Origin of the sequence: Variovorax sp. OAS795, assembly GCF_040546685.1 — a bacterium.
Classification (GTDB): Bacteria; Pseudomonadota; Gammaproteobacteria; order Burkholderiales; family Burkholderiaceae_C; genus Variovorax.
In genome coordinates this window covers 4,394,978-4,420,954 of the sequence record NZ_JBEPOH010000001.1, presented here as the reverse complement: position 1 = coordinate 4,420,954, position 25,977 = coordinate 4,394,978, and the positions used below count along the sequence as shown (strand labels likewise).

Sequence of the window (25,977 nt, the reverse complement as noted above, 5' to 3'; positions counted from 1 at the left end):
GGCCATGAAAGACAAGACTTGCACGACCTGGCCGCCCGGCGACGGCCCCGCCTTCGACATCGCATGGACGCTCTTCTGCACGCTGCATGACGCGCCCTCGCCCGAGCGCGCGGAGCAACTCGTGCGCTGGCTCGGCGTCGATCCCGGGCACATCTGCGCGCTGGACGACGTGCTGACGCTGTGGGCACTGACCGGTGCCGCGCTCATGAAGCCCGCCCTGGAGGAGGCGGCGCATGAGGAACGCCGGCTGCAGTAGCGGGCGCTACGTACGCGTGTCGCGCAGCGCGGCCGCGATGCCGCCGAGCGCATCCCAGCGCCGCCGGGCCTCCTCTGCCGCGGCAGCATGTTCGGCCGACCTGCCGCGCCAGTTGGCCAACGCCAGGCGGGCCGCCGCTGCGGCATCGTGCGGTGCGCTTTCGCTCTCGACGATCAGCGCGAGCGCACGCTCGATGCGCTTTTCGTCCGGCGCGCGGGGCGCGATGCGGCGCTCAGGCAAAGTCTTCGGCCAGCTTCGCGTCGAAGCCCGCGCGGTTCGAGACGGCCGTGTGTTCGACCAGCTCCGAGCGCAGCCGTGCGAAAACGCGCGAGCAGTCGATGGCTGCGCGCAGCAGGTGCTTGGCCACCGCCATCTCGGTGATCTTCAGTTGCTGCGCGATCTCGGCGCGCGTGTGTCCGTAGGCACGGAACAACAGGAACACTTCGCGCCGCCGGGGCGGCAACGTTTCCAGCGCCTCGACCACGCGCGCCAGCACCTGCTGCTGCGATGCGATGAATTCGCACGACGGCACCGCCTGTCGCGAGCCCGCGCTGAAATGCGTGCTGACCCAGTCCTGCGCCACCTTGCGCCGGCGCGCATCGTCCACGCAGAGGTTGCGTGCCACGCGAAACAGCAGCGCGCGCGGCGACTCGATGCCGCCCGCGCCGGTCGCTCCGTCGGGCACGGCGTCGATGCGGACGCCGTCGTTGATCTTGAGCGCGTGCGCATACACCCGCTCGAAGCTCGATTGCGCGATGTCCGCCGCGTAGTGGGGGTCCCGCAGGTCGCGCGTCAGCTGGCGGCGCAGGTCCGCATAGTGAGCCACAAGTTCCTGGACGAGGTCGCGCATCCGATCGCCTTCTCGCAAGTTGTCGCAGTGGTGTTCCCGGGCCGGCCACCGGCGCGATCTGCGCGGCGACTCGGTACATTGAATAAGAATTATTCTTATTGAAGTGTAACCTTAACCGCGCCTGAACGAGGCGGGGAAAAGATTCGGCAACCCCCGCGCGTGCCCTGAAAAAGACACCTGTCCGGGAAATGAATAGTTCTGTTTTCGGCGGGGCGCACGAGGCCACGTCGCCGAAGAAGCAAGGCCGCGATCAGGCCCGCTTCGGGATGCCCAGGCCGCGCACGACGGCCGGCCGCGCCACGAAGGCTTCGAGCACGCGCGCCACGTTCCTGAACTCGCCGAAGCCCACCAGGTCGCCCGCTTCGTAGAAGCCGACCAGGTTGCGCACCCACGGAAAAATAGCGATGTCCGCGATGGTGTAGCCGTCGCCCGCGACCCAGTTGCGGCCTTCGAGCCGCTTGTCGAGCACGCCGAGCAGCCGCTTCGATTCGGCGACGTAGCGGTCGCGTGGACGCTTGTCCTCGTAGTCCTTGCCGGCAAACTTGTTGAAGAAGCCGAGCTGTCCGAACATCGGGCCGATGCCGCCCATCTGGAACATCAGCCACTGGATGGTTTCGTAGCGGCCCGCGGCGTCCTGCGGAATGAACTGGCTGGTCTTGTCGGCCAGGTACAGGAGAATGGCGCCCGACTCGAACAGCGCGAGCGGCTTGCCGCCGGGCCCGTCGGGATCGAGGATGGCCGGAATCTTGTTGTTCGGGTTGAGCGAGAGGAACTCGGGCGACATCTGGTCGCCGGTCTCGAAGCTCACCAGGTGCGGCTCGTAGGGGAGGCCGGTTTCCTCCAGCATGATCGACACCTTCACGCCGTTGGGCGTGGGCAGCGAATACAGCTGCAGCCGGTCAGGGTGGAGGGCAGGCCATTTCTGGGTGATGGGAAAGCTGGACAGGTCGGTCATGGGCGGTTCATGGAATGCGGAGTGGGGCACCGCGCCCGCCAACTTTCTTCAGATGCCGAGCCAAGTCATCAGGGCCGTCTCGACGTCGGCGGAGGGTGCGACGAAGCCAGTGTAGGTCGATGTGGCGAGCGCGCGCTTGCCGGCGTCGCTTTGTGCCAGGCCCAGCAGGGCTTCGCGCGCGGCGCTGGCGGTGGCGGCATCGAGCTTGCGCGACGCCACCCACTGCTTGATGGGAACCGCGCGCGACTCCGCGCACACGTTGCCGCCGCCGTCTTTCCAGGTCTTGACCACGCCCGACGCGGCCGTGGCGCCGTAGGCCGCGAAGTTGTTCTGCACATAGAACGGGACCGCGTCCTGGTAGCGCGTGTTGGTGAGCTTGAGTGCGGCGGGCTGCAGGCCGTGCTCGCGCAGCATGGCGCGCGTGATCACCGAGGTGATCGAATCCGGGTCGGGCATCACCAGGCCCTTGCCCGACATGCTCTTCCAGTCGGAGATGGGCTGCGGCTCCTTGCACAGGAGCGACACCTTGTACGCGGTGAAGCCGCTGGTCCATGCCAGGGCCTGGTAGCGGCCGCTCTTCACGGCTTCCATGGCCACGTGGGCCGGGTGGATGAACGCGATGTCGACCTGCTGTTCCTTCAAGGCCTCGCGCGCGCCGTTGTATGAAATCAACACCTTGATGGTCACGGGCTGCTTCAGCGCCTTGCTCAGGACCTCGGCAATGGGCTCGAAACGCGGCGCGATCTGGCTTTCGGTGACCTGGTAGCTCACGCCTTCCGTCACGCCGATGACCAGCGCGTGGGCCGGCAACGCCGCGGCCAGCAGCAGCGCAGCCGCTGTGTGGGCCGCAGCGCGCAGCGATGGTTGGAGGGGGCGGGCTTCTGTCCGGGTGGCGCGCGTCTCTGCGCGGAAGGTGGTGGGGGTGCGGAGGTCCATGAAAAGATCTTAGGGGCCGCTCGCGTCTCTGCCGATGATCGCAAGCACCTATACCTTTGCGCACCACTCCCGGTGCATGGCGCTGCGCTCCAGCCTCAGAAGCGCGCCTTGAGGAAGGCCGAGGGTCCGTGCAGCCTGACCTTGACGCGGGTCTCCGTGGTGCTGCCCTCGCGCGCGAGGTCGATGTCGGTGACGCCATAGGCGAGCACCACGCCGACGTTCTTCACCGGGAACCATTCGACCCCCGCGGAAGCGTTGTAGATGCTGCCGTGGAACCGGCCGCCGCCCTTGCGCACGCCGGAGAGGTCGGCAAACAGGCGCAGGTCCGGATTGATGGCATGCCGGACGCCCAGTTCGAGCAGTGGCGCAACGGCGTTGTCGCTCGAGTCTTCGTTCAATGTTCGGATGCGTCCGTTCACCGCGACGTTGGCGTTGGTGCCCACGCCGATGCTGTAGTAGGCCGCGCCCGCGCCCAGGCCGAACACCGTGTTGCCCGAGCCGAGCCACCACTTGTACGAGAGCTTCGCGAAGTCGAGCTTCACGTTGAGGTTGGCGTTGCCCACCGCGCTGACCGTGCCGAAGCCGCCGAAGGACTCGTTGCCGCCGGCCTGGCCGAAGTAGTCGCGCTTGTAGCGGTAGTAGTCGAACGAGAGGCCGTGGTTGTCGCCGATCAGCAGGTCGGCCGTGACGCGGGGCATGGTCACGCGGCCGGGCTCGAGGTCGCGCGTGCGCAGCGCACCGTAGGGCGAGTTGACGGAGGCATTGAATTTGGGATCGGCGCTGAAGGCTCCCACCGAGAAGCTGAAGCGGTCCAGTGCGGGTGAAGGCTCGGCCCAGGCCGCGGCATGGGCGAAGAGCAATCCGGCACCGGCCAACGTGACCAGTGTTGTCAATCTCGATGTGGCGGCAAGTGGGCGGGAGCGTGGCAGCGGCATGAAGGGTCCTTCCAGGCAAAAAAATACGCCTCGGGCTGGGCACGCAATATTTATGCGCGCGGGCTCCGGGCGACGGCTCCCTTTTTGATGTCCTCCAAAGTTAACTGCGCGCCCGCGGGAGGCGAATGCGCAGATTGCCGTTGCATGTGTAGGACGGCGGCGATGCAGGCACGGTCAGGTCTGAAGAAAGTATTCAAGCTAAGCTTTGACGATGCGCAAACACCTCTCCGCGACCACCGGTCCGCAGCGTCTTCTCTATGCCGGCGTGGCGGGCATCGCTGTCGCGGCCGGCGCCTGGCCGCTCGACGGCATGGCACGGGCACTGGCAGGCTGGTGCACCAATTGCGTGGTGTTTCTCCTGCTGACGTGGTGGCTGGCAGATACTTTCGATGCACAGAAAACCCGCCAGCGCGCGCAGTCGCTGGACCAGCCCAACGTCGTGATCCTGGTATCGATGCTCGCGGTCATCGGGGCGAGCGTGGTGGCCATCGCGATGCTGCTGCAGCAGGTCAAGCTCATGAGCGGGCCGGCGCGCGCGGGGCATATCGCGCTCGGGGTGGTGGCGCTGGCGGGCTCGTGGCTCATGATGCACACGATCTACGCCTTTCACTATGCGCACCGCTACTACATCGACCAGCGCGACGGCTCGCCCGACGGCGGGCTCGATTTTCCCGGCAAGGAGGAGCCGGACTATTTCGACTTCATCTACTACGCCTACGTGGTCGGCATGACCACGCAGGTGTCCGACGTGCAGGCCACGTCGCGGGAGATGCGCCGCATCACGCTGGTGCACAGCGTCCTGGCCTTCGCCTTCAACATGCTGGTGCTCGCGCTGTCCGTCAACGTGGTCGCGGGGGCGATGTAGCGGCCGGTGGGCTCGCGCGCGGCCAGAGCTTCACGAGGCCGGTGGACAGGGCCACGCCGCAGACGATGACGGCCGCGCAGATCAGCATCCACTGCGTGATGCTCTCGCCGAGAAACACCGCGCCGTAGAACACCGCGAACACGGGCACGAGGAAAGTCACCGTGAGCGCGCGCGCCGGCCCCGCACTGGCGATGAGCCGGAAGAACAGGATGTACGCAAGCCCGGTGCACGCCACGCCCAGCGCAAGCAGGGCCAGCCATGCACGCAGGCTCGGCATCTGCGTGGGCCAGAACCACAGCGCGGGCAACGCGAGGAACAGCGTGGCACCGATCTGGCTGCCGGTGGCCGTGGCCAGTGCGGGCACGCCGCCCAGGTAGCGCCGCGTGGCGCTGGCCGACAGGCCGTAGCTCGCACATGCGGCGAGGCAGGCCAGCACGGCCCACAGTGCGGCATGGCCGCCTGCATCGGCATGCAATCCGGCGCTGCGGCTCGCCAGCAGGGCCACGCCCGCGAAGCCGATGACCAGGCCGACGATGCGCGAGCCATCGGGCCGGTCTCGGAACCAGGCCCACGCCACCAGCGCGCCGAACATCGGCACCGTGGCGTTGAGCACCGCTGCCAGGCCGCTGTTGATGGTCAAGAGGGCGAAGCAGAAGAGCGCGAACGGAATGCCCGAGTTCAGCACGCCGATCGCCATCGTTGCCTTCCAGTGCTGCGCCAGCGCAGCGCCATGGCCGCGCAGGAAGAGCAGCGGCAACAGGAACAGCATGGCCACCGCGACCCGCACCGCGGCCGCCGGCAACGCACCGAACTCGGCCGCGCCGATGCGCATGAAGAGAAAGGAGGCGCCCCAGAGCGCGCCCAACAGCACGAGATCGAGGAGCCAGGCCTTGGGCTTGGGTGATGAAGCGGCGGGGGCGGTGTTGTCTTTTGTTGTCGTGCTCATGCGTTCTCGTTCGGTGGTGCGCATCGCCGCGGGCGCGGGCCCTGTCTACTTCGACTCCAGCGCCAGCAGCGCGGTCTTGCGGTGGAGCCCGCCAGCGTAACCGGTCAGCGACCCATCGGCACCCAGCACGCGGTGGCACGGCACGATCACGCTGATCGGGTTGCGCCCCACCGCCGCGCCCACCGCGCGCACTGCGGTGGGGTTGCCCACGTTCGCGCTCAGTGCGCCATAGGTCATGGTCTTGCCCGCCGGTATGGCGAGCAGCGCCCGCCACACGCTCTGCTGGAACGCGGTGCCGTGCGACAGATCGAGCTTCACGTCGAAGGTGTCGCGCTTGCCGGCAAAGTAGTCGCGCAGCTGCATGCCGGCCTCGACCAGTGCCGGATGATCGTCCCGCGCCTGCCAACCCGTGGTGTCGGGCCAGTGGCGCTGCTGGTCGAACCAGACGCCGGCCAGGCCTTCGTCGGTGGCCGCCATCGTGATGCCGCCGAGCGGCGTATCGATGTGCGAGGTGTAGAGGGTCTTGCTCTTGAACTTCATGGCGTTTCAGGCGGTGGCGCCTGCCGTTGCGAGGTGGTTGAAAGACGGCGCCGCATCCGCACCCGGCGCCGGCGCGTGCCAGGCGCGCAGCACTGCGTAGCTGCGCCACGGCCGCCATGCCCGCGATGCCTCGCCGGCCGCGCGCGCCGTGGTCACGCCCAAGGCTTTCTGCAGCGCGACGTCGCCGGCGGGAAACGCGTCGGGCCAGCGCAGTGCGCGCATCGCGATGTACTGCGCCGTCCATGCGCCGATGCCGGGGAGCTCCTGCAGCGCGGCGATGGTCGAGGGCACGTCGGCCCCCGCATGCAGCGCCAGCTTGCCGGCGGCGACTTCGCGTGCGATGGCCTGAAGAGCGGCCTGCCGCTGCCGCACGATGCCGAGTTGCCCCAGCGCATCACCGCTTGCTTCGGCCAGTGCCGCGGGCGTGGGGAACAGCCGGTCCAGCCCCTCGATGGGCGTGGCGATCGGCTCGCCGAAAGCTTCGACCAGCCGCGAGCCCAGCGTGCGCGCCGCAGCCACCGTGACCTGCTGCCCGAGCACTGCGCGCACCGCCAGCTCGAAGCCGTCGACCGTGCCCGGCACGCGCAGTCCGTCGCCATGCGGAAAGGATGCGTGCAGCGCCGCGTTGATGGCCATCGGCTCGGCGTCCAGGTCGAGCATGGCGCGAGCGCGGCTGATCACGATCGGCAGCACCGCGGCGAGCGAATCGCTGACCGACAGCAGCATCTGCTCGCGCGCCATGTCGAAGCGCAACTGCAGCCAGCCGGCATGCGCCTGTCCCGCTTGCTGCACGCGCAGCGTGCGGGCGAGGCGAACATAGGTCGGCATGCTGCCCTTGGCGGGCGCCTGGCCATCGGCCGTGCTTGCCGCCTCGACACCGCGCAGCGCACGGCGTGCGAAGAAGCCGAACATCGCGTCGGCGTCGTACGGCGGACGATAGCCCAGCCGCACTTCGATGGCCTTGCCTTCGCCACCCTCCACGCCGCCGGCGCGCCGCAGCGCACTGGGGTTGAGGCCGTAGTGCGCCACGAAGGCCGCGTTGAACCGCCGCACGCTCGCGAAGCCGCTGGCCAGCGCCACTTGCGTCATCGGCAGCCGCGTATCGGCGATCAGCTGCTTGGCGGCCAGCAGGCGGCGCGTTTGCAGGTACTGCAACGGGGACACGCCGAACTGCGCCTCGAAGATGCGCCGCAGGTGGCGGTCGCTCACGCCGAGCCGCGCCGCGATCTGCGCCGCGCCCGGGCCTTCTTCGGCCCAGGCATCGGGCTCGTCGATGAGCCGTGCGGCCTGCAGCGCGAGGATGCGCGATGCGTCTTCGGTCGACCAGCTGGCGGCGCGCGGTGCGAGTTCGGGCCGGCACCGCAGGCAGGGGCGAAAGCCTTCGGCCTCTGCCTGCGCCGCATGGCGGAAGAACCTGCAGTTCTCGCGCCGCGGCAGCTTCACGCGGCAGACCGGCCGGCAGTAGATGCCGGTGGAGGTCACCGCGGTGAAGAACGAGCCGTCGAAGCGCGCGTCGTGCGTCTTCATTGCCAGGTAGCAGGCGTCGCTCTCGAGCGCTTCGGTGGAGGCATGAAGGGTAGGCATGGGCAAATGATAAGGTTTCGAGTCGTTTCAACTGGCCGTTTCCGGACATGTGGGCGCCGGAACCCTTGCCTACAATGGCCCAGTCTTTAGAACTACAGGGAATGCCTCTTCATGCAACTCAGCGCATCGATCTTCAAGGCCTATGACATCCGGGGCGTCGTGCCCGTCACGCTCGATGCCGAGGTCGCGGAAGCGCTCGGCCGGGCTTTCGGCAGTGCCGCACGCGCAGCCGGTGAAAAGACCGTGGCCGTGGGCCGCGACGGCCGCCTCTCGGGCCCCGCGCTCGTCGAGGCGCTGATCAGCGGATTGGTTGCGACCGGCATCGAGGTGATCGACGTGGGGGCGGTGACCACGCCCATGCTCTACTTTGCGGCCCATACGCTGAGTTCGAGCGGCATCCAGGTCACGGGCAGCCACAACCCCAAGGACTACAACGGCTTCAAGATGGTGCTGGCCGGGCGCGCCATCTACGGCGACGAGATCCAGGGCCTGCGCAAGGTGATGGAAGACGGCAGCGCAAGGCTCGCGCCCGGCGGCAGCGTGCGCAAGGTCGACGTGACCGAGGCCTACACGCAGCGCATCGTGGGCGACATCAAGCTGGCGCGCCCGCTGAAGATCGTGGTCGATTCGGGCAACGGCATCGCGGGCGCCACGGCACCCGCGATCTTCCGCGCCATCGGCTGCGAAGTGACCGAGCTGTTCAGCGAGGTCGACGGCGACTTTCCCAATCACCACCCCGATCCGAGCCGGCCCGAGAATCTCAGGGACCTGATGGCCGCGCTGGCCTCGGGCGACGCCGAGCTGGGCCTCGCGTTCGACGGCGACGGCGACCGGCTGGGCATCGTCACCAAGGACGGCCAGAACATCTTCCCCGACCGCCAGATGCAGCTCTTTGCACAGGACGTGCTCTCGCGCGTGCCGGGCGGCACCATCGTGTACGACGTGAAGTGCTCGCAGCGCCTCGCGCCGGCCATCGAGGCGGCGGGCGGCAAGCCCATGATCTTCAAGACCGGCCATTCGCTCATCAAGGCCAAGATGAAGGAAATCGATTCGCCGCTGGGCGGCGAGATGAGCGGCCACATCTTCTTCAAGGAGCGCTGGTTCGGCTTCGACGATGGCACCTACGCGGGCTGCCGCCTGCTCGAGATCTTGAGCAAGACGCCGAACGCGAGCGACACGCTCAATGCATTGCCCACGAGCTTCTCGACCCCCGAACTCAACGTGAAGTGCGCCGAGGGCGAACCGCACGCGGTGGTCGACCAGCTCGTCGCCAGTGCGCGCTTTGCGGCACCCGCGGTGGTCTCGACCATCGACGGCCTGCGGGTCGACTGGCCGGACGGTTTCGGGCTCATCCGCGCTTCCAACACCACGCCGGTGCTGGTGCTGCGCTTCGAGGGCCAGACCGATGCGGCCCTGAAGCGTATCGAAGCCGAAATGCTCGCGCTCCTTCGAACCGTCAAGGCCGACGCGACGCTGGCCGAAGCGTCGCACTGAGACCGTGCGTTCGCTGCTGCTGCGCCTTTATGGCGCCTTCACCACCGCCGTGCAACCGCTGGTTCGCCGCAAGCTGCGGCGCCGCGCGGGTGGCCGAACCGGGCTACGCCGTGGCCGTCGAAGAGCGCTTCGGCCATTACGACGACGCCACCACCGGTGAAGGCCAGTGCTGGGTGCACGCGGTCTCGCTGGGCGAAACGCGCGCGGCCGCCATCCTGATCGCGGAGTTGCGCCGGCAATATCCCGGCATACCGATCCTGCTCACGCACGGCACGGCCACGGGCCGCGAAGAAGGCGCCAAGCTGCTCGAACCCGGCGATACGCAGGTCTGGCAGCCGTGGGACACGCCCGGCGCCGTGGCGCGCTTTCTCGACCGCTTCCAGCCCCGCATCGGCGTGCTGATGGAAACCGAGGTCTGGCCCGAGATGGCGGCGGCCTGCGCCGAACGCCGCATTCCGCTGGTGCTGGCCAACGCGCGGCTCAATGAAAAATCGCTCGCCGCGGCCGAGCGCCTGGGCTGGCTCGCGCGCCCCGCGTACTCGGCGCTGGCCGCCGTGTGGGCCCAGACCGAAGCCGATGCGCACCGGCTGGTGTCGCTCGGCGCCAAGGTGGCCGGCATCTACGGCAACCTCAAGTTCGATGCCTCGCCCGATGCGCGCCAGCTCACCGCGGCCGTGGCGCTGCGCGAGCGCCTGCCCAAGCCGATGGTGGTGCTCGCGAGTTCGCGCGACGGCGAGGAGCGCATGCTTCTCGAGGTGCTCAAGCGCTTTGGCGCCACCGCACCGGTGCCGCCCGAGCAGGGCGCGGTGCGTTCGATTGCCAAGCGCGTGCACGACGTGCAGTGGATGATCGTGCCGCGCCATCCGCAGCGTTTCGACGAAGTGGCCGCACTGATCGAATCGCAGGGCTTCGCGGTGGCCCGCCGCAGCGCCGCGGGCCAGCCGGCCGACGCCGAGATCTGGCTCGGCGATTCGCTCGGAGAGATGGCCCTGTACTACGGCCTGGCCGATGTCGCACTGCTCGGCGGAAGCTTCGAGCCGCTGGGTGGACAGAACCTCATCGAGCCGGCCGCATGCGGTTGCCCGGTGGTCATGGGCCCATCGACCTTCAACTTTGCCGAGGCCGCGCAACTGTCGCTCGCGGCCGGCGCGTCCTTGCGCGTCGAGAACATGGAGCAGGCCGTGACCGCGGCGCTCAAGCTGGTCGAGAACCCCGAACGCCGCGCCGTGATGGCGGAGGCCGCGCTGGCCTTCTCTTCATCGAACCGCGGTGCGGCCGAACGCACGGCGGCCGCGGTGCTGGCCATTGCGCAGGCCGCCGACCCTGTGGTGACCGAAGCCGCGCCGCTCGATGAGACGCGGGCCGAGCCGACGCTCGAATAGCCGCGCGCCGGATCCTCAGCGAACCGGGGGATTCAGGATCACCGGTGGCGGCGGTGCCGAGGGCATCGTCGGTGCCGGCGGATTGAACGGCGGCACGGTCACCGGCGGCACCACCGGAATGCTGGGCGGCGCCACCGGCACTGTCGAAGGAGACGGCGACGAAGAAGGCGCGGCGGCAGGCGTGCTTCCGTTCTTCGCCAGCGTCGCGTTGATCGCGTTCATGTCTTCCACCGTCAGCGTGCCGTTCGCCTGGCGCAGCTTCAGGTTGCCCAGCAGCACGTTGTAGCGCGCCTGCGCGAGATCGCGCTTGGTCTGGAACAGCTGGCTCTGCGAATTGAGCACGTCGATGTTGATGCGCACGCCCACCTGGTAGCCCAGCCGGTTCGCATCGAGCGCGCTCTGGCTCGAAGCCTCGGCGGCTTCGAGCGCCTTCACCTGGCCCGCGCCGGACACCAGCCCCAGGTAGGCCGCGCGCGTGGCCTGCGCCACGCTGCGGCGGGTGCCTTCGAGCACGCTGCGCGACTGGTCTTCGAGCGCCAGCGTTTCCTTGATGCGGTTCTCGGTCGCGAAGCCAGCGAACAGCGGCAGGTTGAACACCACGCCCACGGACGCGGCATTGATGCGCGTGCCCACGGTGCTGGTGCTGGTCCCCTGCGGGTTGCGCGTGACGTTGTAGCCCAGGTTGGCGTCCAGCGTGGGCTTGTGGCCGGCTTCGGCCTTGCGTATTTCCAGCCCCGCCACGTCCAGCCCGAGCCGCGCCTGGCGGATCGAGGGATGCACGTCCTCGGCCTGCGCAACCCAGGCCTCGATGTTGGCGGGCATGGCGGTGGGCAGCACCACGGGCTGCGCCAGCGGCACCGGCACGCTGCCCGGCCGGCCCACGAGCTGGTCGAGCACCACCTTCTTCACCTGCAGGTCGTTCTCGGCGGCGATCTCCTGCGCAATGACGAGGTCGTACCGCGCCTGGGCTTCACGCGTGTCGGTGATGGTGGAGGTGCCGACCTCGAAGTTGCGCTTGGCCGATGCGAGCTGCTCGGCCACGGCCACCTTCTGCGCGCGCACCAGCGTCAGGCTGTCCTGGCTCGCGAGCACGTCGAAGTAGGCTTGGCTCACGCGCACGATCAGGTCCTGCTCGGCCGCGGTGAGCACCGCCTCCGCGATCTCGGCCTGGCGCTTGCCCTGCTCGTAGGTGGCCCAGTTGGCGGGCCGGTAGAGCGGCTGCGTGGCGTTGACGCCGATGTTCTGCGTGGTGAAGTCGCGCGGCGTCGTCGTTCCGCGGCCGGGGCCGGTGAGCGTGTCGATGTCGAGCGCGTTGCGCGATACGCCGGCGGTGAGTCCCACCGCCGGCAGGATGCCGGCCTTGGCCTGCGCGGCGCGCGCCACGGTTGCCTCGTACTGGGCGCGGGCACCCTGGTAGGTGGCATCGAACCCGCGCGCGGAATCGTAGAGTTCGTTCAGTGTCTGGCCTTGGGCCGGCAATGCGAGCAGCGTGGCAAAGAGACTTGCGAGCGCCGCGGAAAGAGGCAAGAGCCTGGGCCTGGAAGGCATTGAACGTCCTTGGGAGAAAGAATCAGTAGCGCGGCACGGCGGGGTCGTGCTGTGCGGACCAGGCGTCGATGCCGCCGGCCACGTTGGCCACCTCGGCAAAGCCGTTCTGGCTCAGGAAGGCCGCCACGCGCTGGCTGCGCGCGCCGTGATGGCAGAGGCAGGCGATGCGCTGGCCTTCGTCGAGTTCGGAAAGGCGCCCCGGAATCTCGTTCATCGGGATGGCGACCAGCGTGAAGCCCTGGGGGGCGACGCTTGCCGTCTGCAGCTCCCAGGGCTCACGCACGTCGAGCAGCACGGGCACGGCGCCGGGGCTCTGCGCAAACCAGGCGGCCAGGTCGGACGGGCGGACTTGATCGATCATGCGGTGGTGCCCGGTCAGAAAGAGAAGCGCGAGGGCTCGGGAAAGTTGAGCAGACGCGGTGCCACCGTGTCCCAGGGCTGGATGGTGTCCCATTTGCTTTCGGTGCTGCGCGTGACGAAGTGGGCGCGCATCATCGGTTCGTCGCCCACGATGGCGGCGAGGCGGCCGCCCACCTTCAGCGAGCCGAGCAGGTTTTGCGGAATGCGCGCCACCGAGCCGCTGAGCACGATCACGTCGAAGCTCGGGCCGCTGGGCAGCGGCACGGCGCCATCGGCATTGCGCACCTCGACATTGGTCACGCCGTTCTGGCGCAGCGTGTCGGCGGCGCGGGCGGCCAGCACGGGATCGATCTCGAGCGACAGCACCTGGGCCGCGCGATGGGCGAGCAGGGCGGCCATGAAGCCCGATCCGGTGCCGATCTCGAGCACCGACTCGTGCTTTTGCACATGCAGGTCCTGGAGCATGCGTGCCTCGACCTTGGGCGACAGCATCACCTGGCCCGGAACCGAGCCGTCGCCGAGCGGAAGCTCCATGTCGAAGAAGGCGAGCGCGCGGTGCTCGGCCGGCACGTAGTCTTCGCGGCGGATGGTGGCCAGCAGGTCGAGAATTTCGAGGTCGAGCACGTCCCAGGGCCGGATCTGCTGCTCGATCATGTTGAAGCGCAAGCGCTCGAGGGTGGGGGTCGGGTTCATTGCGGGGCTTTTCCTTGTGGGACTCAGGACAAACCTTCAATTTTAGGTTGCCCAGCCCCGGCCCGCGGGTGGCCCGCCATCCATTTGTTGCCCGTCATGCCGCGGCTCCCGGCGGGCGCGTGAGGCCGTAGAGCACGGTCTCGGCCTGCGTCGCAAGGTATTTTTCGGGGTCGAGCGGGGCATCCTCGTCGACGCAGACCATGGCCGAATGCTTCCAGAGCATGAGGAACATCATGGGCGCGATCACGGCGTAGATGGCATGGTCGACGTCCACCGGCGCGAATTCGCCGCGGTCGATGCCGCGCTGCAGGATGCGCCGCAGCAGCGTGTGGCCGGGACGGATCACCTCCCGGCGGTAGAACTCGGCCAGTTCGGGGAAATTGGCGCCTTCGCTCATCATGAGCTTGGTCAGCCCCGAGGCCTTGGTCATGCCGACCCGCTCCCACCAGATGCGCATGCAATAGCGCAGCATGTCCGCCGTGCTGCCCTCGAAGGTCTCGAACTCCTGGTTCCATTCGGAGAACCGGCCGCTGAGGTTCTCGACCACCACGGCCTTGAAGAGCTCTTCCTTGCTCGGGAAATACAGGAAGAGGGTGCCCTTGGAGACCCCCGCGCGGGCGGCCACCTCCTCGGAACGGGTGGCGGCAAAGCCCTTTTCGACGAACAGGTCGAGCGCCGCGGCCAGCAGCTCGCCCGGACGCGCCTCCTTGCGGCGCTCGCGTTTGGAGCGCACAGGACAGAGCTTGTCGGCAAGGAAACGGGGCGTGGGCATGAGATTAATGACTGACGGGTTAGTAATGTAGTGACCCGCATCGGGGCCGTCAAGCCGCGACAATATCGGGTTCGCCTTTTTCCCACCTGCCGGAGCAGCCTATGTCCTCTTCACCGTCGCCCACAGAAACCATCGTGCTCGGTGGAGGCTGCTTCTGGTGTACCGAGGCCGTGTTCGACCGCGTTCAGGGCGTGGTCGACGTGGAATCGGGGTATTGCAACGGCCAGACCGTCAACCCGAGCTACGAGCAGGTCTGCACCGGCCGCACCGGGCATGCGGAAGTGGTCAAGGTCGAGTTCGACCCCGCCGCCATCAGCCTGCGCGAAATCCTGGAGATCTTCTTCGTGGTGCACGACCCCACGACGCTGAACCGCCAGGGCAACGACGCAGGCACCCAGTACCGCAGCGGCATCTACGTGACAAGCGATGCGCAAAAGCGGGTGGCAGACGAGGTCATCCGCGAGATCGAGGCAAGCAAGACCTACGCGTCGCCGATCGTGACCGAGGTGGCGCCGCTCGCCAACTACTCGGCGGCCGAGGCCTATCACCAGGACTACTTCCTGAACAACCCGAACCAGGGCTACTGCGCTTTCGTCGTCGGCCCCAAGGTCGAGAAGTTCCAGAAGACCTTCGCCTCGCGGGTCAAGGGCTGATCTTTTCCCGGCCCCGCCTTCCGTGCACACCGCGCTCACCCCAGCCTTGAACCGGTCGGTCCTGCCCGCGCGCGCGATCGCCATCGTGCTGATGGTGGCGCTGTGGTTCGCGGGCACGCTGGGGCTCGTGCACGGCACGCTGCACGCGCCTGGCCTGGCGCACGCCCATGCGCTGGCCGATGCCAACGCCCAGGCCGCTGACTCCGATGGTGCGCACGTGCATGCGGCGCCGCGCGGCATCGCCGGCCTGTTCGGCGACCACTCCGATGCCGAATGCCGGCTGTACGACCAGCTGTCGCACGGCTCGGGCGCGTTGGGCGTGCCGACGCTGGTGCTGCCGGTGCTGCTGCCGACCGCCACCTTTGCCTATCTCCAGGGCGAGGCCATCGCCCGCTGGGTTGCGCTGTTCGACGCGCGCGGCCCGCCTTCCACTCGCTGAATCTCCCCGTGTTCCGGTTGCTGCACCCGCACCCTGCGGGTGGCGGCAAGCCGTCCCTTGGTTCAACGATTGCCTTTTCATGATTCCCAATTTCCGTCGCAACGCCATTGGCGCTGCCGTTCTTTCGCTCGCCTCTTTCGCGAGCATGGCCCAGGCCCAGCCCGCACCCCAGGCGCAACCCGCCGACGCGGCCCCGGCCGCCACGCTGCCCGAGATCGCCGTCACCGGCAATCCGCTGGGCGCCAGCGAGTTGATCGCGCCCACCACCACGCTGTCCGGCGACAAGCTCCTGATGCGCTCCGACTCGACGCTGGGCGAAACCCTCAACAACCTGCCCGGCGTGAGCAGCAGCTACTTCGGCCCCAATGCGAGCCGCCCGATCATCCGCGGCCAGGACGGCGACCGCATCCGCATCCTGCAGAACGGCGGTGGCGCGCCCGACGCATCGGCGCTGAGCTACGACCACGCGGTGCCCGTGGACGCGCTGGTCACCGAGCGCCTCGAAGTGCTGCGCGGACCGTCGGCACTGCAGTACGGCGGCAGCGCGGTCGGCGGCGTGGTCAACGTCATCGACAACCGCATCCCGACCGAGCCGGTCAACGGCTTCGGCGGCCGTGCCGACCTGGGCTTTTCCAGCGGCAACAAGGAGAAGAGCGGCGGCGTGGTGCTCGAAGGCGGCAACGACCGCTTCGCGCTGCACGTCGATGCGTTCAACCGCGACTCGAAGGACGTCTCGGTGCCCATCGACCTGGAATGCAGCAAGCCCGGGCGTCCCTGGCTCGCACGCAAGATCTGCAACTCGGCGAACGAAGCGCATGGCGGCGCGGTGGGCGGCACGCTGTTCTTCGACCAGGGCTATATCGGCGCCTCGGCCAGCACCTACCGCAGCAACTACGGCACCGTGGCGGAGGACGACGTGACGATCGGCATGAAGTCCGACCGCTATGCGATCGAAGGCGAGTGGCGCCCGGGCGGCATCGTGAGCAGCGTGCACGTCAAGGCCAGCCACACCAACTACCGCCACACCGAATACGAAGGTGGCGAGGCCGGCACCACGTTCTCGAACATGAGCAACGACCTGCGCATCGAAGCGCGCCACCGGAAGATCGGCAACTTCGAAGGCCTGGTCGGTTTCTCGAGCGAAAGCAACCGCTTTGCCGCCGACGGCGAGGAAGCCTTCGCGCCGCACAGCCGCACCCGCTCCGATGCGCTGTTCCTTTATGAAGAGCTCGGCACCTCGTGGGGCCGGCTGAGCTTCGGCGCACGCACCGAGAAAGTCCGCGTCAGGTCGCTCGGCTACCCGGACGATCCCACGGTGACGCGTTTTGCCGTCGGCGAGCGCACGTTCAACCCGCACAGCGCGGCCATCGGCGCGCTGGTCAACCTGGCGCCGCAGTGGCAGCTCACCTCGAACCTCGCCTACACCGAGCGCGCGCCGAAGGACTACGAGCTGCTCGCCAACGGGCCGCACGTGGCCACCGCGGCCTGGGAGGTCGGCAATCCGGACCTGCAGAAGGAAAAGTCCACCGGGCTCGATGTCGGTGCGCAATGGAAGTCGGGCGCCAACACGGCACGCGTGAACGCCTATGTCACGCAGTTCAGCAACTACATCGGCCTCACGGCTTCGGGTCGCACGCTCGACGAAGAAGGGCAGGTGGTCACCGATCCCGCCGCCACCGACACGCTGGCCGAGTACCTCTACAGCGGCGTGCGCGCGCGTTTCACCGGCATCGAGGCCAGCGGCAACCTGCGCCTCATGGGCCCCGACGGATTCGCGCGCATGGCCGATGCCTCGACGCTCGACCTCGAATGGCGCGGCGACGTGGTGCGCGCCAGGAACCTGGACACCGGCGAGCCGCTGCCGCGCATCGCGCCGTTCCGCGCGGGCGCGACGCTGGCCTATGGCAACGGCCCGTGGAGCGCTCGCCTGGGCTTCGACTACAACGCGGCACAGCGCCACGTGCCGAGCGTCGGCGCCCGCGAGACCGAGGCCTACACGCTGTGGAACGCCTCGATCTCCTACCGCATGAAGGTGCAGCGCGCCAACCTCACCTGGTATGCGCGCATCGACAACATCACCAACAAGCTGGCCTACAGCCCGACCTCGATCCTGACGACGACCGTGTACCCGAACGCGCCGCTGCCGGGACGTTCGATGAAGGTCGGCCTGCGCGTGACGTTCTAAGCGGCAGGCAGCGAGGGGAGGGCAGGCGAGACGCTATCCTCGGCGGGTGAATTCGTTCGTCATCTCTTCCCTGCTGCCCGTCGTCTTCCTCATTGCCGCGGGCTTCGTGGCCGGTCGGCGCCGCTGGATCGGCGGCAATGCGGTGAAGGATCTTTCGAACCTGATCTTCCTGCTGCTGGCGCCGGCGCTGCTGTTTCGCGCCATGAGCACGGTGCACGTGCAGGCGCTGAGCCTGAAGCCGGTGGCGGCGTACTTCATTGCCTCGGGGCTGCTGTTCGCGGCCACGCTGGCGCTGCGCGGCTTCAACCGCACGGCCGCCGTCATCGCACTGGCCAATACCTACAGCAACACCGTGATGATCGGCATCGTGCTGGTGGGCCTGGCCTATGGCGAGCAGGGCATGGTGGTGCTGCTCACGCTGATCTCGCTGCATTCGCTGGTGCTCCTGACCAGCGCCACGGTGGTGCTTGAACTGGCTGTGGCCCGCGAGCATGCGGCCGAGAGCGGGCAGCAGAAGCGCCCCATGGCGCGCACCGTGCTGCGCGCGCTGCGCAATGCCATCATCCATCCGGTGCCGCTGCCGATCATCGCGGGGCTGGTGTTCGCGCAGACGGGGCTCGTGATGCCCGAATCGATCGACAAGCCGATCATGCTGCTCGGGCAGGCCTTCGGTCCGGTGGCGCTCGTGATGGTGGGCATCACGCTCGCGCTGACGCCCATCGGCCGGCACTGGCGCGGCGCGATGGTGCAGTCGCTGGTGAAGAACCTGCTGCATCCGCTGCTGGTGGCCGGCATCGGCTGGCTGCTGGGCGTGCGCGGCATTCCGCTCACCGTGATGGTGGTGGCGGCCGCGCTGCCGATCGGCGCCAACGTCTTTCTCTTTTCGCAGCGCTACCGCACGGCCGAAGACCTCGTGACCGCGAGCGTCGCAATGTCGACGGTGCTTGCGCTGGCCACGCTGACCCTGGTGATGACGCTGGTGCAGTGGCTCCCCTGAATTTGTCCTGAGCTTCCTGCCCCTCGGGGCTTGTCAACGCGCGATGTGCATGCCTATGCCGTTCGGCAGGGTGGCCATTTGGCGAGATGGCGGAAGGCGCCCGGCGCTCTACATTTGCCGGCTGATGATTTACCAGGCGCGGTCCTCGCCGTTTTCCGCCATGGCGCCGATCGCGATGGCGATCGCGCTGTACGGCGCCGCCCCGACTGCGGCGGCCGACCCCAAGCCGTGCCGCACGCCCTGCCTTTCGGCCGCGGTGCCGCGCGAGACCCCGGCCCCGGTGCCGCCCGCAGCGGAACCCGGGCCCGCGCCCGCCCCACCTGTGGCAGCCACGCGGCCGAAGCCGAGGCCGCAGGCCGTTGCCGTGGCCGCGCAGCCGCCGTCTCCGCCGGCGGAAGCCGAGAAGGCCGCAGCCTCCAGGCGGGCGCCGCCCTCCAGGCGATGCAGCGACATCAACATGCGCGCAGCGATCGGCGAGCCGCTGTCGGACGAAGACATGAAGATACTGAGGAGCCAATGCTGATGATGACCGACACCACCCGTTCCGTCCGCAACGCGCTGCGCGCGCTGGCGCTGTGCAGCGCCGTGCTTTGCGCCGCGTGCGCGCACCGGCCGGCACCGGGCAATGCCGTGCCCTTCGAACAGGCCGTCAACCAGGCGGTGGACGACCTGATCGTGCAGACGCAGAAGCTTCCCGCCTTCCTGGCCAAGGTGGAATCGACGATCAAGCAGAGCCGCATCGTGATCGACCCGCTGCTGGAGGGCTCGAGCGGCCAGCAGACCGAAGTCACGCGCGTCGCCGAGCAGCGCATCGTCCAGCGCATGCAGTCGCAGTTCAAGCAGTTCGTCGTCACGCCGTTCAACAACGCGGAGATCGAGCGTGCGCAATACGTGCTCAACGGCACGCTGGTGCGCGACAAGGACGCTTCGGAGGGCCGCTACCGGCTGAACCTGGCGCTGACCGAGATCAGGAGCGGCGTGGTCATTGCGCAATCTGTGGCGCGCATCAGCGACGCCACGCTCGACACCCGGCCCACGGCATTCTTTCGCGACAGCCCCGTGAACGGCAAGGACCGCGGCGTGGAAGGCTACATCCGCACCGCCGAGACACAGCCCGGCCAGGCGGCCGACGCGCTGTACCTCGAACGCCTGCCCACCTCGACGGTGCTGCAGGAAGCCACTGCCGCCTACGAGGCAGGCCGCATGAGCGAGGCGCTCGCCCGCTACGAAGCCGCCTCGCGCCGGCCCGACGGCCAGCAGCTGCGCATCTACAGCGGCCTGTACCTCACCCAGGCGCAACTGGGCCGCACGGCCGATGCCGAGAAGACCTTCGGCACCCTCGCGCGGCTCGGGCTGGAAACCAACAACCTGAGCGTGAAGTTCCTGTTCAAGCCCGGCTCGACCGACTTCCTGGCCGATCCGAAGATCAGCGCCGCCTACCCGATGTGGCTGCGCCAGATCGCGCGCCAGGCGGCGCAGATCGACTCGTGCGTGGTGGTCACCGGACACACGAGCCGCACCGGTTCCGAATCGGTCAACGAGCGCCTGTCGCTGCAGCGCGCGGTCAGCGTGAAGACCCGGCTGGTCGGCGAGGCGCCGCCCTTGTCGAAGAAGCTGCGCGAGTCCGGCATGGGGTTCCGCGAGAACATCGTGGGCACGGGGGCGGACGATGCGAGCGATGCGCTCGACCGCCGCGTGGAGTTCAAGGTGGTGGGATGCGAGGCTTGACGCGATTCACGGCGCGAGGCGCTCACGCACCCACGCGCCGCCTTCGAGCCGGTAGCGCAACCGGTCGTGCAGCCGGCTCTTGCGCCCCTGCCAGAACTCCCAGCGGTCCGGCACCAGGCGATAGCCGCCCCAGTGCGGCGGGCGCGGCGGCGAGAGCAAGTGCCTGGCGGCCGCCACGGCCGCGTTTTTCACCAGCAGGTCGCGGCCGCTGATCACTTCGCTCTGCGGACTGGCCCAGGCGCCGATGCGCGAGTCGAGCGGGCGGCTCGCGAAGTAGGCATCGCTTTCCTCGGCGCTGGTTTTTTCCACCCGTCCCTCGATGCGCACCACGCGTTCGAGCTCGACCCAGTGGAACTGCAGGGCCGCATACGGGTTGCCAGAGAGCTCGCGGCCCTTTCGGCTTTCGTAGTTGGTGTACCAGACGATGCCGCGCGCATCGAAGCCCTTGATCAGCACGATGCGGCTCGAGGGCCGCAGGTCGCTTGCCACGGTGCACAGCGTCATTGCGTTGGGTTCGGGCACCTGGGCGTCGATGGCTTCGCCGAGCCAGCGTTCGAACTGCTTCAGCGGATCGTCGGCGCTGTGGGTTTCGCCGAGCTCGGCGCGCTCGTAACTCTTGCGCAGCGCGGCCAGCGTTTCGTTGGTGGGGACGGAAGAAGTCATGCCGGCATTGTTGCGCAAGCAATGCTTCGCGGCACGGCGGCCATTCCACGCACATACTCGGCGCATGGCGACAAAGTCGAATTCCCCGCTGGTGATCGTGCTGGCTTCGGGCCGCGGCGAGCGCTTCATCGCGGCCGGCGGCACCGGCTCCAAGCTGCAGGCGCCGCTCGCGGGCAAGCCGCTGCTCGAGCGCACGCTCGATGCGGTCCGCGCCAGCGGCCTGCCATGGCGGCTCGAAGACGCCGGGCATCCGGGCATGGGCGATTCGATTGCCGCCGCGGTGCGCGCCACGCCGGAGGCGGCCGGCTGGCTGATCCTGCCGGGCGACCTGCCGCTGGTGCGGCCCGAGACGCTGTGCGCCGTGGCCGGCGCGCTCACCGGCCGCATCTGCGCGGCGCAGCCGCAGTACCAGGGCGAGCGCGGACACCCGGTCGGCTTTTCAGCCGGATGCCGGGCCCAGCTCGCGGCGCTGCGGGGCAACTTGGGTGCGGCGCCAGTCCTGAAGGCGATGCGGGCCATCGATGCGGTGGCCGACCTGGTGGTCGACGACATCGGCATCGTGACCGACATCGACACGCCCGAGGCCCTGGCGCGCGCCGAGGCGCTGTGGCGGGAGCGCTCGGCCGGGCGGCCCGGCTAGCCGGTCAGCGGCGCGCGATCACGGCGCAGGCGGTGCGCGGGCCGGAGTTGCCGGCCGGCTGCGTCGTGAAATCGTCGCGGTCGCGGTGCACCACGAGCGCGCGGCCCACCACGTTGTTGGGGGCGCCTTCGGTCAGCGAGATGGAGTGATCGTCGACGCTGAAGCGCGCCACGCCGCTGGCGTCGGCCACCAGGCTCGGCAGTTCGCCGGCATGGCTGCCCGGTGCACCGAACTTGCCGTGCGTGCCGCCGGCCGGATTGAAGTGGCCGCCGGACGCGTTGCCGTTGTCGCCGCAGTCGCCCTTTTCATGGATGTGGAAGCCGTGTTCGCTGCCCGGCGCCAGGCCGCGCACCTCGCCGGCCACGCGCACGCCATGGTCCAGCGCGGTGAAGGTCACGGTGCCGCGCGTCGGGTTGGGCGAGATCGCCGCTGTCGGCATCAGCTCGGCGGCCGCGCTCGGCTTGCCGCCCATCATGCTGCCGCAGGCAGAGAGCAGGGCGCTGGCGAGAAGGGCGGTGCCGGTGGCGACGAGAAGGCGATGGTTCATGGTTGTTCCTTTTTGGAAGATGGATTCGCAGACCCCGGAACATATACCGGAGCGGGCGGGGTATCGCAATCGGCGGGCGTCCCGGACTGCTTTTTTTGCGCCACCTGCGCCTCTTGTTCCTCTTTCTCGTGCGCCAGCGCCACCAGCCGCGCCAGCGCCGCGTCGTGGATGGCGTGGCGGCGCAGCTCCAGCAAGGTCTGGCGCGCATAGTCGAGCGAACTGCCGTAGCGGCCGACGGCGTGGGTGAAGATGTGGCGGTAGCGCTCGTCCGTGAGAACGCCGGTGAAGTTGGGGCTGCGCCGCGAGAGCGTGAAGGCCAGTGCGCGCACCGGCCCTTCCGGCGTGCGGCATTGGAGCCACCTTGGGTCGTACACGCCGGTGGGCATCTCGCGCAGCCAGAGGCGGCGCAGCGTGTCGAGCCCATGCGCCGACGGCACGCGGAACACCATGCCCCGGCAGCTGCCGCCCGAGAGCAGGCCAAACACGAGGCCCGGCGTCTGCACGCTGCCGCGGTTGACGCGGCTCCACATCTTCAAGGCCCGATGCCAGCCATGCACCGAGGCGGGGCGCCGTTCGACAAAATCGAACTCCGGGCGCCAGATGAGCGAGCCGTAGCCGAAGAGCCACAGATCCTCGCGCCCACCCCAGTCGGCAATGGCCTGCTCGAGCATGGGTTGCGGGTCGCGCAGGGGCTTGGGCATCGGGTCGAGCCCCGGCGGACCGGGGTCCGGCAAGGGGCCTGGCGGGCCGGCGCCTACAATTTCGCGATCATGGTTCACCGCACCATTATTTACCGACCTCTTTCCTACGGAGCACGCCCCCTCATGAGCGACGACGACAGCCAGCAAAATTTCATCCTCGGATTTCTCCTGGCATTGATTGCGCTGGTGATCTTCTTCGTCATCGGCATTGCGCTCTGGCACAAGGGGCACGCCGCGGCACCTGCCAATGCCAGGCCCGCCATCGCGGCAGCGGCGGCCCCCGCCGCGCCCCCGGCCGCCACGGTGGCCGAGGTGACCGAGACGGTGACGGTCGTGATCCCCGACGGCGCGAGCATCCGCGTGGCTAACGGCGTGGTGAACTTCTATTTCGCCAGCGGCAGCGCCGATCTCGCCCCCGGTGCGGCCGAGGCGCTGGCGGCGGTCATCAAGGGCGTGGAGAGCGGACGCAAGGCCGTGGTCTCCGGCTTTCACGACACCACGGGCGATGCGGCGGTCAACGAGCAGCTTGCCAAGAAGCGCGCCGACATGGTGCGCGACGTGCTCGTGGGCCTGGGCGTGCCGGCCGCCAAGGTCGACCTCGAAAAGCCCGCTGTCACCGCGGGGTCGGGCAACAACGCCGAGGCGCGCCGCGTGGAGGTCAAGCTGGTCGACTGACGTCCTCGCCCGTGCTGTACGGCGCGGGCGCGCATGGTAATTCCGTATCGCCCGGGTGGTGGATTTCCATCGGCCCGCCGCTTGCTGTCTTGGTACCATTGACCCCCCGGGTCGAAGGTCGCCAAGGCGACGGTGCCGACAGGCCGGCCACGCGACCGAACACATCCCCATGAGCACACATCCCACCGTCGTTGACGTTACCGAACGCATTCGCGAACGAAGCCGGGGGCCGCGCAGCGCGTACCTCGAGCGCCTGAGAGAAATCCGCAACCGCGACCGGGGTTCCGACCGCATGGGCTGCGCCAACGTGGCGCACGCCGTGGCCAGCATCCCGGCCAACGACAAGTTCAGGGTGGTGACCGAGCGCGCACCCAACATCGGCATCGTCACGGCCTACAACGACATGCTCTCGGCCCACGCGCCGTACCAAGGCTACCCGGACATCATCAAGCAGGAGGCGCGCAGCCTCGGCGCCACCGCGCAGGTGGCGGGCGGCGTGCCGGCCATGTGCGACGGCGTGACCCAGGGCACGCCCGGCATGGAGCTGAGCCTCTTCAGCCGCGACGTGATCGCCATGGGCACCGCCGTGGCGCTCACGCACGACATGTTCGATGGCGCGCTGCTCCTGGGCGTGTGCGACAAGATCGTGCCGGGCCTCCTGATCGGCGCACTGCATTTCGGGCACCTGCCGACGGTCTTCGTGCCGGCCGGCCCCATGCCCTCGGGCCTGTCGAACGGCGAAAAATCCAAGGTGCGCGAGCAGGCGGCGCAGGGCCTCGTCGGCCGGCAGGGCCTGCTCGACGCGGAGATGGCGGCCTATCACACCGTGGGCACCTGCACCTTCTACGGCACGGCCAACAGCAACCAGATGCTGCTCGAGGCCATGGGCCTGCACGTGCCCGGCACCGCGTTCATCCAGCCCGGCGATGCGATGCGCGAAACGCTCACGCGCGAGGCGGTCCGCACGGTGCTGGGCAAGGCCAGCGAAGCGAAGTTCAACTGCCCGCCCATCGGCGAAGTCGTGGACGAGCGCTGCATCGTCAATGCCATGGTCGCGCTGCTGGCCACTGGCGGCTCCACCAACCACCTGATCCACTGGGTGGCCGTGGCGCGCTCGGCCGGCATCGTGATCGACTGGGACGACTTCTCGCGTCTTTCCGACGTGATTCCGCTGCTCACGCGCGTCTACCCCAACGGCAGTGCCGACGTGAACGCGTTCCAGGCCGCGGGCGGCCCGGGCTTCGTGATCGGCGAGCTGCTCGATGCGGGCCTGATGCATGCCGATGTGCTGACCGTGCGCGCCGGCGGCCTCCGCGAATTTGCCAACGTGCCATCGTTGATGGACGGCAAGCGCCTGGCCTGGCATTCCGCCGCGCCCTCGAAGGACGAATCCGTCGCGCGCCCGGTGCAGAGCCCCTTCAGCGCCACCGGCGGCCTGAAGCTGCTCAACGGTAACCTGGGACGCAGCGTGATCAAGGTGTCTTCGGTGCCCGACGACCGTCATGTGATCGAGGCGCCTGCGCGGGTGTTCGATTCGCAGGCCGCGCTGCACCAGGCCTTCACGGCCGGCGAGCTGGATCGCGACGTGGTGTGCGTGGTGCGCTGGCAGGGACCGCAGGCCAACGGCATGCCCGAGCTGCACAAGCTCACGCCGCCGCTCTCGGTGCTGCAGGGCAAGGGCTTCCGCGTGGCGCTGGTCACCGACGGCCGCATGAGCGGTGCCTCGGGCAAGGTCCCGGCCGCCATCCATGTCTCGCCCGAAGCCGCTGCCGGGGGCCCGCTCGCCAAGGTGCGCGACGGCGACGTGATCCGTCTCGACGCGGTGGCGGGTACGCTCGCCGTGCTGGTGCCCGACGATGAATGGGCCGAGCGCGGGATCGCCACGCTGCCCGAAGCCAAGCGCATCGCCGACGGCCACGGCCTTGGCCGCGAACTGTTCGCCGGCATGCGGCGCAATGCACTGACCGCTGAAGAAGGAGCCTGCTCATGGCTGTAGAAAACAACAAACTCACCGCGCTCGACGTCATGCGCGATGCACCGGTCATTCCGGTCATCGTTCTGAACGACGTGAAACACGCAGTTCCGCTGGCGCGCGCGCTGGTGGCCGGCGGCATCCGCATGCTCGAAGTCACGCTGCGCACGCCGCAGGCGCTCGAATGCATCGAAGCCATCGCCAAGGACGTGCCCGAGGCCGTGGCCGGCGCGGGCACCATCCGCAGCGCCGCCGATGCGCAAGCCTCGGCACTGGCCGGCGCCAGATTCGGCGTGAGCCCCGGCTACACGCGCGCGGTCGGCAAGGCCTGCCACGACCTCGGCCTGCCGCTGCTCCCGGGCGTGGCCACCGGCAGCGAGATCATGATGGCGCAGGAGGACGGCTACACCGAGCTCAAGTTCTTTCCGGCGCTGCAGGCTGGCGGACTGCCCATGCTCAAGGCCTGGCAGGGGCCGTTCGGCGACGTCACTTTCTGCCCGACCGGCGGCATCCATGCGGGCAACGCGGCCGAGTTTCTCGCGCTCTCGAACGTGGCCTGCGTGGGCGGCTCGTGGATCGTGCCGACCGACGCGATCCGCGAAGGCAACTGGGCCCTGATCGAGCAACTGGCGCGCGCCGCGAGCCAGCTGCCGCGCTGACC

The 25,977-nt window shown here is 68.7% G+C and carries 28 protein-coding genes and 1 pseudogene; 13 read left to right on the top strand and 16 right to left on the bottom strand.

Annotated elements, in window-relative coordinates:
- Positions 1 to 4 precede the first annotated feature (4 nt).
- Positions 5 to 256: a hypothetical protein gene (locus tag ABID97_RS21435; protein ID WP_354400584.1), complete on the top strand. Its 252-nt coding sequence runs from the start codon at positions 5 to 7 to the stop codon at positions 254 to 256.
- Between the two features lie 6 nt (positions 257 to 262).
- Here the strand turns inward: ABID97_RS21435 and ABID97_RS21430 are convergent, their stop codons facing one another.
- The 5 genes from ABID97_RS21430 to ABID97_RS21410 all read right to left on the bottom strand — a co-directional run bounded on the left by ABID97_RS21430 (position 263) and on the right by ABID97_RS21410 (position 3,932).
- On the bottom strand, positions 263 to 496 hold the full coding sequence (locus ABID97_RS21430; RefSeq protein WP_354400583.1) for an iron dicitrate transport regulator FecR: 234 nt from the start codon (positions 494 to 496) through the stop codon (positions 263 to 265).
- The gene (locus ABID97_RS21425; protein ID WP_354400582.1) at positions 489 to 1,106 is read right to left on the bottom strand and encodes an RNA polymerase sigma factor; all 618 of its coding nucleotides are present in this window, start codon (positions 1,104 to 1,106) and stop codon (positions 489 to 491) included. The genes ABID97_RS21430 and ABID97_RS21425 overlap by 8 nt, the downstream gene beginning before the upstream one ends.
- Before the next feature lie 250 nt (positions 1,107 to 1,356).
- Complete coding sequence (locus ABID97_RS21420) at positions 1,357 to 2,061, bottom strand: glutathione S-transferase N-terminal domain-containing protein (RefSeq protein WP_354400581.1); 705 nt, start codon at positions 2,059 to 2,061, stop codon at positions 1,357 to 1,359.
- Positions 2,062 to 2,109: 48 nt separating this feature from the next.
- Positions 2,110 to 2,997 carry a phosphate/phosphite/phosphonate ABC transporter substrate-binding protein gene (locus tag ABID97_RS21415; RefSeq protein ID WP_354400580.1) on the bottom strand — a complete coding sequence of 296 codons (888 nt, stop codon included), beginning with the start codon at positions 2,995 to 2,997 and terminating at the stop codon, positions 2,110 to 2,112.
- 95 nt (positions 2,998 to 3,092) lie between these two features.
- Positions 3,093 to 3,932 carry a hypothetical protein gene (locus ABID97_RS21410; protein ID WP_354400579.1) on the bottom strand — a complete coding sequence of 280 codons (840 nt, stop codon included), beginning with the start codon at positions 3,930 to 3,932 and terminating at the stop codon, positions 3,093 to 3,095.
- Between the two features lie 211 nt (positions 3,933 to 4,143).
- Here ABID97_RS21410 and ABID97_RS21405 point away from each other — a divergent pair, with 211 nt between their 5' ends.
- Positions 4,144 to 4,797 carry a DUF1345 domain-containing protein gene (locus ABID97_RS21405; protein ID WP_354400578.1) on the top strand — a complete coding sequence of 218 codons (654 nt, stop codon included), beginning with the start codon at positions 4,144 to 4,146 and terminating at the stop codon, positions 4,795 to 4,797.
- Here the strand turns inward: ABID97_RS21405 and ABID97_RS21400 are convergent.
- Genes ABID97_RS21400 through ABID97_RS21390 form a run of 3 tightly spaced genes read right to left on the bottom strand, consistent with a single transcriptional unit; the run spans position 4,772 to position 7,867 of the window.
- Entirely contained in the window at positions 4,772 to 5,743 is a 972-nt protein-coding gene (locus tag ABID97_RS21400) for a DMT family transporter (protein ID WP_354400577.1), read from the bottom strand. The genes ABID97_RS21405 and ABID97_RS21400 overlap by 26 nt on opposite strands.
- 45 nt (positions 5,744 to 5,788) lie before the next feature.
- Positions 5,789 to 6,283, bottom strand: a complete 495-nt coding sequence (locus ABID97_RS21395) for a methylated-DNA--[protein]-cysteine S-methyltransferase (protein ID WP_354400575.1) — start codon at positions 6,281 to 6,283, stop codon at positions 5,789 to 5,791.
- 6 nt (positions 6,284 to 6,289) lie between these two features.
- On the bottom strand, positions 6,290 to 7,867 hold the full coding sequence (locus ABID97_RS21390) for a DNA-3-methyladenine glycosylase 2 family protein (protein ID WP_354400574.1): 1,578 nt from the start codon (positions 7,865 to 7,867) through the stop codon (positions 6,290 to 6,292).
- A gap of 111 nt (positions 7,868 to 7,978) precedes the next feature.
- Between ABID97_RS21390 and ABID97_RS21385 the strand changes: the two genes are divergently transcribed.
- The gene (locus ABID97_RS21385; protein ID WP_354400572.1) at positions 7,979 to 9,361 is read left to right on the top strand and encodes a phosphomannomutase/phosphoglucomutase; all 1,383 of its coding nucleotides are present in this window, start codon (positions 7,979 to 7,981) and stop codon (positions 9,359 to 9,361) included.
- 4 nt (positions 9,362 to 9,365) lie between these two features.
- Positions 9,366 to 10,743: pseudogene (locus ABID97_RS21380) on the top strand (3-deoxy-D-manno-octulosonic acid transferase).
- A 15-nt stretch (positions 10,744 to 10,758) separates the two neighbouring features.
- On the opposite strand, the gene ABID97_RS21375 reads toward ABID97_RS21380, so the two are convergent.
- The 4 genes from ABID97_RS21375 to ABID97_RS21360 form a co-directional block, all read right to left on the bottom strand.
- Positions 10,759 to 12,291, bottom strand: coding sequence for a TolC family outer membrane protein (locus ABID97_RS21375; protein ID WP_354400571.1), 1,533 nt, complete (start codon positions 12,289 to 12,291; stop codon positions 10,759 to 10,761).
- A gap of 22 nt (positions 12,292 to 12,313) precedes the next feature.
- Positions 12,314 to 12,652, bottom strand: a complete 339-nt coding sequence (locus ABID97_RS21370) for a rhodanese-like domain-containing protein (protein ID WP_354400570.1) — start codon at positions 12,650 to 12,652, stop codon at positions 12,314 to 12,316.
- 14 nt (positions 12,653 to 12,666) lie between these two features.
- Positions 12,667 to 13,344, bottom strand: a complete 678-nt coding sequence (locus ABID97_RS21365; RefSeq protein WP_354400569.1) for a protein-L-isoaspartate O-methyltransferase family protein — start codon at positions 13,342 to 13,344, stop codon at positions 12,667 to 12,669.
- A 94-nt stretch (positions 13,345 to 13,438) separates the two neighbouring features.
- A complete protein-coding gene (locus ABID97_RS21360) occupies positions 13,439 to 14,116 on the bottom strand; it encodes a TetR/AcrR family transcriptional regulator (RefSeq protein WP_354400567.1) in 678 nt (225 codons plus the stop codon).
- A gap of 101 nt (positions 14,117 to 14,217) precedes the next feature.
- Between ABID97_RS21360 and msrA the strand changes: the two genes are divergently transcribed.
- The 4 genes from msrA (at position 14,218) to ABID97_RS21340 (ending at position 18,390) form a co-directional block, all read left to right on the top strand.
- Positions 14,218 to 14,769, top strand: a complete 552-nt coding sequence (gene msrA, locus ABID97_RS21355; RefSeq protein WP_354400566.1) for a peptide-methionine (S)-S-oxide reductase MsrA — start codon at positions 14,218 to 14,220, stop codon at positions 14,767 to 14,769.
- Positions 14,770 to 14,815: 46 nt separating this feature from the next.
- Positions 14,816 to 15,208: a hypothetical protein gene (locus ABID97_RS21350; RefSeq protein ID WP_354400565.1), complete on the top strand. Its 393-nt coding sequence runs from the start codon at positions 14,816 to 14,818 to the stop codon at positions 15,206 to 15,208.
- A 79-nt stretch (positions 15,209 to 15,287) separates the two neighbouring features.
- Positions 15,288 to 17,393 (top strand): TonB-dependent receptor, encoded by a 2,106-nt coding sequence (locus ABID97_RS21345; RefSeq protein WP_354400563.1) that lies wholly within the window; start codon positions 15,288 to 15,290, stop codon positions 17,391 to 17,393.
- A 46-nt stretch (positions 17,394 to 17,439) separates the two neighbouring features.
- Positions 17,440 to 18,390, top strand: a complete 951-nt coding sequence (locus ABID97_RS21340; RefSeq protein ID WP_354400561.1) for an AEC family transporter — start codon at positions 17,440 to 17,442, stop codon at positions 18,388 to 18,390.
- A 129-nt stretch (positions 18,391 to 18,519) separates the two neighbouring features.
- Here the strand turns inward: ABID97_RS21340 and ABID97_RS21335 are convergent, their stop codons facing one another.
- Complete coding sequence (locus ABID97_RS21335; RefSeq protein WP_354400559.1) at positions 18,520 to 18,888, bottom strand: hypothetical protein; 369 nt, start codon at positions 18,886 to 18,888, stop codon at positions 18,520 to 18,522.
- Between the two features lie 21 nt (positions 18,889 to 18,909).
- Here ABID97_RS21335 and ABID97_RS21330 point away from each other — a divergent pair, with 21 nt between their 5' ends.
- Entirely contained in the window at positions 18,910 to 20,118 is a 1,209-nt protein-coding gene (locus tag ABID97_RS21330) for an OmpA family protein (RefSeq protein ID WP_354401836.1), read from the top strand.
- A gap of 6 nt (positions 20,119 to 20,124) precedes the next feature.
- On the opposite strand, the gene pdxH is transcribed toward ABID97_RS21330, so the two are convergent.
- Positions 20,125 to 20,781 carry a pyridoxamine 5'-phosphate oxidase gene (gene pdxH / locus ABID97_RS21325; protein ID WP_354400558.1) on the bottom strand — a complete coding sequence of 219 codons (657 nt, stop codon included), beginning with the start codon at positions 20,779 to 20,781 and terminating at the stop codon, positions 20,125 to 20,127.
- 64 nt (positions 20,782 to 20,845) lie between these two features.
- On the opposite strand from pdxH, the gene ABID97_RS21320 reads away from it, so the two are divergent.
- Positions 20,846 to 21,421 (top strand): nucleotidyltransferase family protein, encoded by a 576-nt coding sequence (locus ABID97_RS21320; protein ID WP_354400557.1) that lies wholly within the window; start codon positions 20,846 to 20,848, stop codon positions 21,419 to 21,421.
- A 4-nt stretch (positions 21,422 to 21,425) separates the two neighbouring features.
- Here the strand turns inward: ABID97_RS21320 and ABID97_RS21315 are convergent, their stop codons facing one another.
- Positions 21,426 to 21,968 carry a superoxide dismutase family protein gene (locus ABID97_RS21315; RefSeq protein ID WP_354400556.1) on the bottom strand — a complete coding sequence of 181 codons (543 nt, stop codon included), beginning with the start codon at positions 21,966 to 21,968 and terminating at the stop codon, positions 21,426 to 21,428.
- Positions 21,965 to 22,669, bottom strand: coding sequence for a gamma-glutamylcyclotransferase (locus ABID97_RS21310; RefSeq protein WP_354400555.1), 705 nt, complete (start codon positions 22,667 to 22,669; stop codon positions 21,965 to 21,967). The genes ABID97_RS21315 and ABID97_RS21310 overlap by 4 nt, the downstream gene beginning before the upstream one ends.
- 123 nt (positions 22,670 to 22,792) lie before the next feature.
- Here ABID97_RS21310 and ABID97_RS21305 point away from each other — a divergent pair, with 123 nt between their 5' ends.
- From ABID97_RS21305 to eda, 3 genes are all read left to right on the top strand, one after another.
- Positions 22,793 to 23,344 carry an OmpA family protein gene (locus tag ABID97_RS21305; RefSeq protein ID WP_354400554.1) on the top strand — a complete coding sequence of 184 codons (552 nt, stop codon included), beginning with the start codon at positions 22,793 to 22,795 and terminating at the stop codon, positions 23,342 to 23,344.
- Positions 23,345 to 23,513: 169 nt separating this feature from the next.
- Positions 23,514 to 25,340, top strand: a complete 1,827-nt coding sequence (edd, locus tag ABID97_RS21300) for a phosphogluconate dehydratase (RefSeq protein WP_354400553.1) — start codon at positions 23,514 to 23,516, stop codon at positions 25,338 to 25,340.
- A complete protein-coding gene (eda, locus tag ABID97_RS21295; protein WP_354400552.1) occupies positions 25,331 to 25,975 on the top strand; it encodes a bifunctional 4-hydroxy-2-oxoglutarate aldolase/2-dehydro-3-deoxy-phosphogluconate aldolase in 645 nt (214 codons plus the stop codon). The genes edd and eda overlap by 10 nt, the downstream gene beginning before the upstream one ends.
- Positions 25,976 to 25,977 lie beyond the last annotated feature (2 nt).

Bases quoted from the DNA above. Each gene is read 5' to 3' on its own strand.
- ABID97_RS21410 (WP_354400579.1), bottom strand. From the start codon at position 3,932: ATGCCGCTGCCACGCTCCCGCCCACTTGCCGCCACATCGAGATTGACA.
- edd (WP_354400553.1), top strand. From the start codon at position 23,514: ATGAGCACACATCCCACCGTCGTTGACGTTACCGAACGCATTCGCGAA.
- ABID97_RS21310 (WP_354400555.1), bottom strand. From the start codon at position 22,669: ATGCCCAAGCCCCTGCGCGACCCGCAACCCATGCTCGAGCAGGCCATT.
- eda (WP_354400552.1), top strand. From the start codon at position 25,331: ATGGCTGTAGAAAACAACAAACTCACCGCGCTCGACGTCATGCGCGAT.
- ABID97_RS21360 (WP_354400567.1), bottom strand. From the start codon at position 14,116: ATGCCCACGCCCCGTTTCCTTGCCGACAAGCTCTGTCCTGTGCGCTCC.
- pdxH (WP_354400558.1), bottom strand. From the start codon at position 20,781: ATGACTTCTTCCGTCCCCACCAACGAAACGCTGGCCGCGCTGCGCAAG.
- ABID97_RS21315 (WP_354400556.1), bottom strand. From the start codon at position 21,968: ATGAACCATCGCCTTCTCGTCGCCACCGGCACCGCCCTTCTCGCCAGC.
- ABID97_RS21390 (WP_354400574.1), bottom strand. From the start codon at position 7,867: ATGCCTACCCTTCATGCCTCCACCGAAGCGCTCGAGAGCGACGCCTGC.
- msrA (WP_354400566.1), top strand. From the start codon at position 14,218: ATGTCCTCTTCACCGTCGCCCACAGAAACCATCGTGCTCGGTGGAGGC.
- ABID97_RS21345 (WP_354400563.1), top strand. From the start codon at position 15,288: ATGATTCCCAATTTCCGTCGCAACGCCATTGGCGCTGCCGTTCTTTCG.
- ABID97_RS21435 (WP_354400584.1), top strand. From the start codon at position 5: ATGAAAGACAAGACTTGCACGACCTGGCCGCCCGGCGACGGCCCCGCC.
- ABID97_RS21420 (WP_354400581.1), bottom strand. From the start codon at position 2,061: ATGACCGACCTGTCCAGCTTTCCCATCACCCAGAAATGGCCTGCCCTC.
- ABID97_RS21305 (WP_354400554.1), top strand. From the start codon at position 22,793: ATGAGCGACGACGACAGCCAGCAAAATTTCATCCTCGGATTTCTCCTG.
- ABID97_RS21425 (WP_354400582.1), bottom strand. From the start codon at position 1,106: ATGCGCGACCTCGTCCAGGAACTTGTGGCTCACTATGCGGACCTGCGC.
- ABID97_RS21400 (WP_354400577.1), bottom strand. From the start codon at position 5,743: ATGAGCACGACAACAAAAGACAACACCGCCCCCGCCGCTTCATCACCC.
- ABID97_RS21375 (WP_354400571.1), bottom strand. From the start codon at position 12,291: ATGCCTTCCAGGCCCAGGCTCTTGCCTCTTTCCGCGGCGCTCGCAAGT.
- ABID97_RS21395 (WP_354400575.1), bottom strand. From the start codon at position 6,283: ATGAAGTTCAAGAGCAAGACCCTCTACACCTCGCACATCGATACGCCG.
- ABID97_RS21365 (WP_354400569.1), bottom strand. From the start codon at position 13,344: ATGAACCCGACCCCCACCCTCGAGCGCTTGCGCTTCAACATGATCGAG.
- ABID97_RS21335 (WP_354400559.1), bottom strand. From the start codon at position 18,888: ATGTCTTCGTCCGACAGCGGCTCGCCGATCGCTGCGCGCATGTTGATG.
- ABID97_RS21415 (WP_354400580.1), bottom strand. From the start codon at position 2,997: ATGGACCTCCGCACCCCCACCACCTTCCGCGCAGAGACGCGCGCCACC.
- ABID97_RS21320 (WP_354400557.1), top strand. From the start codon at position 20,846: ATGGCGACAAAGTCGAATTCCCCGCTGGTGATCGTGCTGGCTTCGGGC.
- ABID97_RS21370 (WP_354400570.1), bottom strand. From the start codon at position 12,652: ATGATCGATCAAGTCCGCCCGTCCGACCTGGCCGCCTGGTTTGCGCAG.
- ABID97_RS21385 (WP_354400572.1), top strand. From the start codon at position 7,979: ATGCAACTCAGCGCATCGATCTTCAAGGCCTATGACATCCGGGGCGTC.
- ABID97_RS21405 (WP_354400578.1), top strand. From the start codon at position 4,144: ATGCGCAAACACCTCTCCGCGACCACCGGTCCGCAGCGTCTTCTCTAT.